The following is a 5,439-nucleotide window of genomic DNA, read 5'->3' on the forward strand; positions in this document are numbered from 1 at the left end:
GGCCGACGATCACGCTGTCGACCGGCAGGATCATTCCGACCCGCTGGGTGGGCGAGCAGCACGTCCGCGAGGATCTGGGGTTCATTCCGAGCTTCACCGACTGGGTCAAGGCGATCCGGCCAGAACCTTGGATGGGCCGCACGGAGAAGATTGAGGCGCTCGTCGATCCGCAACGGACGCCACCCGTCGTGGAGGTCCGCTGAAATGAGCCGGGCATACCTCAATCTCGGCGTCTCGCCCGGGATCACGCCACTCGCGATGCTGCGTATCGCCATTGGTCGCCTGCATCCCGACACGCTGGCCGTCCGCAGCTGGCGTCCGGCGCGCAAACGCTACTACCGCGAGCTCTTGCAGGCCCATGCAGAGGCTCAGGTTCGGGCGCAAGTCGCCTGTAAGTGATTGGTGTTCCTCGACCCGCATTTTCCAATCCGCCCGGCCCTCTGGCCGGGCCTTCTCATTTCTGGAGGTACTATGGCTGACTACTTCACCCACTTTTCCTGCGTCCTCGACGTAGGCTCGCCCGAAAAAGCTATCGCGGCGCTCGATCTTTTGACCCGCCTGCATCTCGACGATGAAGGTGCCGACGATCCGGAATACTCTGGCTTTGCCATGACGCAACAGGACGGTCCCGAAAGCTCAATCCTCTGGTTCCATGACGATGAGGGGGAAGGCGATATCGAAGGCGTCATACGCTTCGTGCTGTGCCTAGCGGAAGAGATCGAGCTCACCGGTCTCTGGGGTTTCGAAGTCGCGTACACCTGTTCCCGGCCCCGATTGGACGCCTTCGGCGGTGGCGCGCATGTCATTGATCTCGGAAAGCGGAAATCCATCGGCTGGACCAGCACGCATGAATGGCTTGAGGCCGCGCTCCGCGGGGAGGACTGCGATGCCTGATATCATCTGCACCACGGTTTATCAGTTCCCCGAACTTTCCGACACTGCCAAGGAGAAAGCCCGCAGTTGGTATCGCGAACTCGGGCCCTATGACGATTGGTGGGATGCGGTCTACGAGGATTTCGAGCGGGTCTGCGACATCCTCGGCGTCAGCCTCAAGACCCGCCCGGTTCGGCTGATGGGTGGTGGCACCCGCGAAAAGCCCTGCATCTGGTTCTCGGGTTTCTGGAGCCAAGGGGACGGCGCGGCCTTCGAGGGATATCTCAGCCACGCTAAGGGCGCGACAACGAGCATCAGGGATTATGCCCCTCAGGACACGACCTTGCATGGCATCGCAGACAGGCTTCAGGCGATCCAGCGGCGAAACTTCTACCAGCTCACCGCGGATGTCAGTCACCGGGGCCGCTATTACCACGAATATACCATGTCCGTTGACGTCACGCGCGACAGCTCGATCTGGCAGCCGCCGACTGAGGATGCGGACGAAATTGTGACCGAAGCGCTGCGTGATCTCGCACGTTGGGTCTATCGCCAGCTTCAGGCCGAATACGACCATCTGACTTCAGACGAGGCCATCGAGGAGGGGATTATCGTCAACGAGTACACCTTCACCGAAGGAGGGCGGCGGTTTGGGTGAGAGAGCGATCGGTTCATTTGATCTTTACAATGAGACCATATGAACTATGTTAGTGGCAATGGAGGACAACATGCAAGTCGCAGAGAAGATCCGAGAACCTGCACAGATCAACGCCGTTGCGCTGAAGGCTTATGCCCGCGTGGCCGACGCTTGGGGTCTCAGCCTGAAGGAAGCGGCGGGCCTCGCCGACATGTCGGAGAGTACGTGGAAGCGCGCGAAGAAGCCAGATTTTGCGGGGGAACTCACCAAGGACCAACTATTGCGGCTCAGCGCTGTGATCGGCATCTACAAGTCGCTCGAGCTTTATTTCTCCGAGCCACTGGCTCGAAGCTGGTTCGCCCGGCCGAACACCGGTCCGCTGTTTGGTGGTAACCGTCCGGTCGACACTGCTATCGACGGCGGTTTGCCGCAGATCCTTGCGGTGCGGACCTATCTTGACGCGTTGCGTGGTGGGGCATGAAGCAGACCGAGATTTCCGATCGCGGTCTCGTTCGCCTCCTGCCCGCCACCTACCACAAGCCGCCATCTCTGCGCGGTCTTGTCGATACCGATGACGAGATGGAGATCTTGGCAGAGATTGAGGGCCTGACCAGCGGTCGTCTTCTTGCGGAACGTGGCCGCAACCCGCATCTGGACCCGCGCGAGCTTGCTTGGCAGCGCCGCAGCCGAGACCTGCGCATTTATGGTGACAGTCATGTCAACGCAGCCTTCACCTACACCCGTGCAGGCGGAAACCGCTTCAACACTGAGGAGCGCGGTGCTTGGTACTGCGCATGGGATGTGATGGTTTCCGTCAGCGAGGTGGCCTGGCATCGGACGCGGGAGCTTGGCTTTACGGGCAGCTTTAATGACAGCGCGCGCTATGTGGAAATGTTGGCCGATTTTATCGGGGTGTTCGACGACATGACCGATGAGCCGGATCATCCTGCCCTGCATCCGGATCCGGTGGTCGGATATCCCGAAGGTCAAAGCTTGGCCCAGCATCTGCGCCGGGCCGGATCCCGGGGCTTGATCTATCCTTCAGTTCGGGCTCCGGCGCCCGGTGGGAATTGCCTGGTCTGCTTTGAGCCACACGCCATCCAGAGCGTCCGTCCGGGCGCGTCTTGGGATCTTGTTTGGGATGGGACGCCGCACTACTCGATTACGGCGGTCGGCTAACAAGTTACAGCGCATGCTCCCTCGGAGGTCCGAAAAATGAAATCAGCAAATGGCAACAGCCCTGACATCACAAACTTGAAGCCATGTGACTATCAGGCGTTCTTCGAGGCTTTGGACGCCCGGTCGTCACCGACGGAAGCGCTACGGATCGCATTTCTCAGGCAGAAGAAATCCTTCGGTGATCCGGACGCCAACACGCCATCCGCTGACTGATACTCGTCACCGGTTCCCGTCGATCCACTTCGACATCAGGCCCTTGTCTCGGAAGCACTCGTCCGGAACGGCGCGCCGCTTGATCCGGGCGAGCCGCTCGGCAAAGGCGACCTGCTTGGAGGACGGCAGCTGGTCGAGCGCGGAGACCGGTTTCAGCTTGGCCTGCGCATCGATCCAAGAACTCAAAGCCCGCCGGTCCTGCTGCACCTCCCAAGGTAACAGCGTCTGGTTCTTGAGCGCCAGTGACCGCGCGTAGGCGATCTGCTTGGGCGTGACGGGTACTGCAAAACTGGTGTCTTCCATCGGAGAAACTCCTTTGCGGCTTGGTCTTTATATATAGAACATAACAGGAACAAAATCAACCACCGCTCTGCCAAGGATCGAGATCCGAGAGGCAGAGGCAGGTTGGGGCAGGAGGAGCTGGAAGGTTGCGCGAGAGCGCCTTCGGCTCTGCCAATTTCCCCAACCTGAGGTGTTCTGATGACGTTCCAACCGTTGATCCCGACCGTGCTGACGCCGGTCGTTGTTCCTGTCCTGCCTGATCCTGCCTCCGCGATCCTCGCAGTTGCCGAGGCGCTGCAGCCCGATCTGGCGCAGGGGTTTCAGATCGATGCGCTGCGCCTGCGGCTTGAGATGGAGCGCGCCTTCGGTGGCTCCGATGCGACAGGCGCCTGGGATTGGAAGCTGGCTTATGAGGCGGGCGAGGTGGCACTTGTCCTCTTCCTGCGGAAATTCGGCCGCGCCCTGCTGGCGCGGGCTGGATCACTTGACGCACTGATGCCGATCCTCGCCAAAGTTTCGGGGCTTCTGCCAACCCATACGCGGCGGTCTGAAGAAATGGAGCGATTCCAGCAATTCTCGACGCCGCTGCCCATGGGGCTTACGGCCTTGGCCGCCGCAAAGATCACCCACGCGGACTTGGTCCTCGAGCCTTCGGCCGGAACGGGGCTTCTTGCCATTCTGGCCGAAATCGCAGGCGGCGCTCTGGCCTTGAATGAACTCGCTGAAACCCGCGCTGATCTCTTGCGTCTGCTGTTTCCTGGCCGCTCCGTCACCTGTTTCGACGCCGCGCAGATCGACGATCATCTGGACACGGGGCTTCGCCCGAGCGTCATCCTGATGAACCCTCCGTTCTCGGCTTTGGCCAATGTCGATGGCCGCAACACCGAAGCGACGGCGCGGCATCTGCGCTCGGCGCTTGCCCGGCTGGCCCCTGGTGGACGGCTGGTCGCCATCACAGGTGCCGGTTTCGCGCCCGATGCGTCCGCCTGGGCGGAAACCTTCGGTCGCCTGACCGAGTCCGCGCATCTGGCCTTCACCGGCGCGGTGTCCGGAGCCGCTTTCGCCAAGCATGGCACCAGCTTTGAGACGCGGATCTCGGTCTTCGACAAATGCCGTGGTGGCGAGATGGGTGGCGTCACCGCTGACCTGCGTCAGCCAATGTCTCCAAATGCAGCGCATCTCCTCGCCCGGATCGCCGCCGAAGCTCCGCCGCGCTTTGAGTCGGATCAGGCCGCCACGGCAAGTCAGAGCCGTTCTTCCCTCTTTCCGGGAAACTCTGCCCCCTCCACGCGCAAGGCCATCGGCATATCTCGCGCGACTTCTGCGGCCCAACCCGCGCAAGCCATTGCGCTGATCGAGGCTGAAGATCTCGCCTACACCCTGCGCGAGGTGGGCGAGAACGATGATACCGCGCGCCTATCGGATGCGATCTACGAGACCTTCCGTCTGCAGGCGATCGATATCCTCGGCGCGGTCCCACACCCGACCAAGCTCGTGCAATCGGCGGCCATGGCCTCGGTCATGCCCCCAAAACCCTCCTACCGTCCGAAACTCCCTGCTGCCGTCCTGTGCGACGGCCTGCTCTCCGACGCGCAGCTGGAGACCGTGATCTACGCGGGTGAAGCGCATGGCGCCTGTCTCGCGGGGTCTTGGACCGTCGATGAGACCGGCGACATTGTCTCGGCCGCGCCGGAAAATGCCGCTGACGCCGTCCGCTTCCGTCGTGGTTTCTTCCTTGGCGACGGCACGGGCGCGGGCAAAGGCCGCCAGTCGGCTGGCATCTTGCTCGACAATTGGAGCCAAGGCCGCCGCAAGGCACTCTGGGTGTCAAAAAGCGACAAGCTCTTGGAAGACGCACAGCGCGACTGGTCGGCCCTCGGTCAGGAGCGGCTGCTGGTAACGCCACTGTCGCGTTTCGCGCAGGGCCGCGACATCCCGCTCTCCGATGGCATCCTCTTCACGACCTATGCCACACTGCGGTCCGAGGAGCGAGGGGCCAAGAAATCCCGCGTCGACCAGATCGTCGACTGGCTGGGGGTCGACTTCGATGGTGTCATCATCTTCGATGAAAGCCACGCGATGGCCAATGCCGCCGGCTCGAAGGGCGAGCGTGGCGACACTGAGGCCTCGCAGCAGGGCAGGGCGGGCCTGCGCCTCCAGCACATGCTTCCGAATGCGCGGGTGGTCTATGTCTCGGCCACCGGGGCGACCTCAGTTCACAACCTCGCCTATGCGCAGCGGCTCGGCCTCTGGGG

At 62.1% G+C, this 5,439-nt stretch carries 9 protein-coding genes; 8 read left to right on the top strand and 1 reads right to left on the bottom strand.

The window, feature by feature from the left end; all coding sequences use genetic code 11:
• The 7 genes from D2N39_RS22035 to D2N39_RS23035 all read left to right on the top strand — a co-directional run.
• On the top strand, positions 1–203 hold a 203-nt coding region (locus tag D2N39_RS22035; protein WP_407645613.1), incomplete at its 5' end, for a DUF6915 family protein.
• 1 nt (position 204) lies between these two features.
• Positions 205–399 (top strand): hypothetical protein, encoded by a 195-nt coding sequence (locus tag D2N39_RS22040; RefSeq protein WP_119136868.1) that lies wholly within the window; start codon positions 205–207, stop codon positions 397–399.
• A 72-nt stretch (positions 400–471) separates the two neighbouring features.
• Positions 472–894: a hypothetical protein gene (locus D2N39_RS22045; protein ID WP_119136869.1), complete on the top strand. Its 423-nt coding sequence runs from the start codon at positions 472–474 to the stop codon at positions 892–894.
• Complete coding sequence (locus D2N39_RS22050) at positions 887–1,531, top strand: antitoxin of toxin-antitoxin stability system (RefSeq protein ID WP_119136870.1); 645 nt, start codon at positions 887–889, stop codon at positions 1,529–1,531. The genes D2N39_RS22045 and D2N39_RS22050 overlap by 8 nt, the downstream gene beginning before the upstream one ends.
• Positions 1,532–1,589: 58 nt before the next feature.
• Positions 1,590–1,991: an MbcA/ParS/Xre antitoxin family protein gene (locus D2N39_RS22055; protein WP_119136873.1), complete on the top strand. Its 402-nt coding sequence runs from the start codon at positions 1,590–1,592 to the stop codon at positions 1,989–1,991.
• The gene (locus D2N39_RS22060) at positions 1,988–2,689 is read left to right on the top strand and encodes an RES family NAD+ phosphorylase (protein ID WP_119136871.1); all 702 of its coding nucleotides are present in this window, start codon (positions 1,988–1,990) and stop codon (positions 2,687–2,689) included. The genes D2N39_RS22055 and D2N39_RS22060 overlap by 4 nt, the downstream gene beginning before the upstream one ends.
• Positions 2,690–2,725: 36 nt before the next feature.
• Positions 2,726–2,902 (top strand): hypothetical protein, encoded by a 177-nt coding sequence (locus D2N39_RS23035; protein ID WP_158589909.1) that lies wholly within the window; start codon positions 2,726–2,728, stop codon positions 2,900–2,902.
• A gap of 6 nt (positions 2,903–2,908) precedes the next feature.
• Here D2N39_RS23035 and D2N39_RS22065 read toward each other — a convergent pair whose 3' ends face one another.
• Positions 2,909–3,205, bottom strand: coding sequence for a hypothetical protein (locus D2N39_RS22065; protein WP_119136872.1), 297 nt, complete (start codon positions 3,203–3,205; stop codon positions 2,909–2,911).
• Between the two features lie 177 nt (positions 3,206–3,382).
• Here D2N39_RS22065 and D2N39_RS23495 point away from each other — a divergent pair.
• On the top strand, positions 3,383–5,439 hold a 2,057-nt coding region (locus tag D2N39_RS23495), incomplete at its 3' end, for a strawberry notch-like NTP hydrolase domain-containing protein (protein ID WP_233557381.1).

Origin of the sequence: Gemmobacter lutimaris (assembly GCF_003570715.1) — a bacterium.
Classification (GTDB): Bacteria; Pseudomonadota; Alphaproteobacteria; order Rhodobacterales; family Rhodobacteraceae; genus Gemmobacter; species Gemmobacter lutimaris.

Bases quoted from the DNA above. Each gene is read 5' to 3' on its own strand.
- D2N39_RS22065 (WP_119136872.1), bottom strand. From the start codon at position 3,205: ATGGAAGACACCAGTTTTGCAGTACCCGTCACGCCCAAGCAGATCGCC.
- D2N39_RS22060 (WP_119136871.1), top strand. From the start codon at position 1,988: ATGAAGCAGACCGAGATTTCCGATCGCGGTCTCGTTCGCCTCCTGCCC.
- D2N39_RS22050 (WP_119136870.1), top strand. From the start codon at position 887: ATGCCTGATATCATCTGCACCACGGTTTATCAGTTCCCCGAACTTTCC.
- D2N39_RS22055 (WP_119136873.1), top strand. From the start codon at position 1,590: ATGGAGGACAACATGCAAGTCGCAGAGAAGATCCGAGAACCTGCACAG.
- D2N39_RS22040 (WP_119136868.1), top strand. From the start codon at position 205: ATGAGCCGGGCATACCTCAATCTCGGCGTCTCGCCCGGGATCACGCCA.
- D2N39_RS23035 (WP_158589909.1), top strand. From the start codon at position 2,726: ATGAAATCAGCAAATGGCAACAGCCCTGACATCACAAACTTGAAGCCA.
- D2N39_RS22045 (WP_119136869.1), top strand. From the start codon at position 472: ATGGCTGACTACTTCACCCACTTTTCCTGCGTCCTCGACGTAGGCTCG.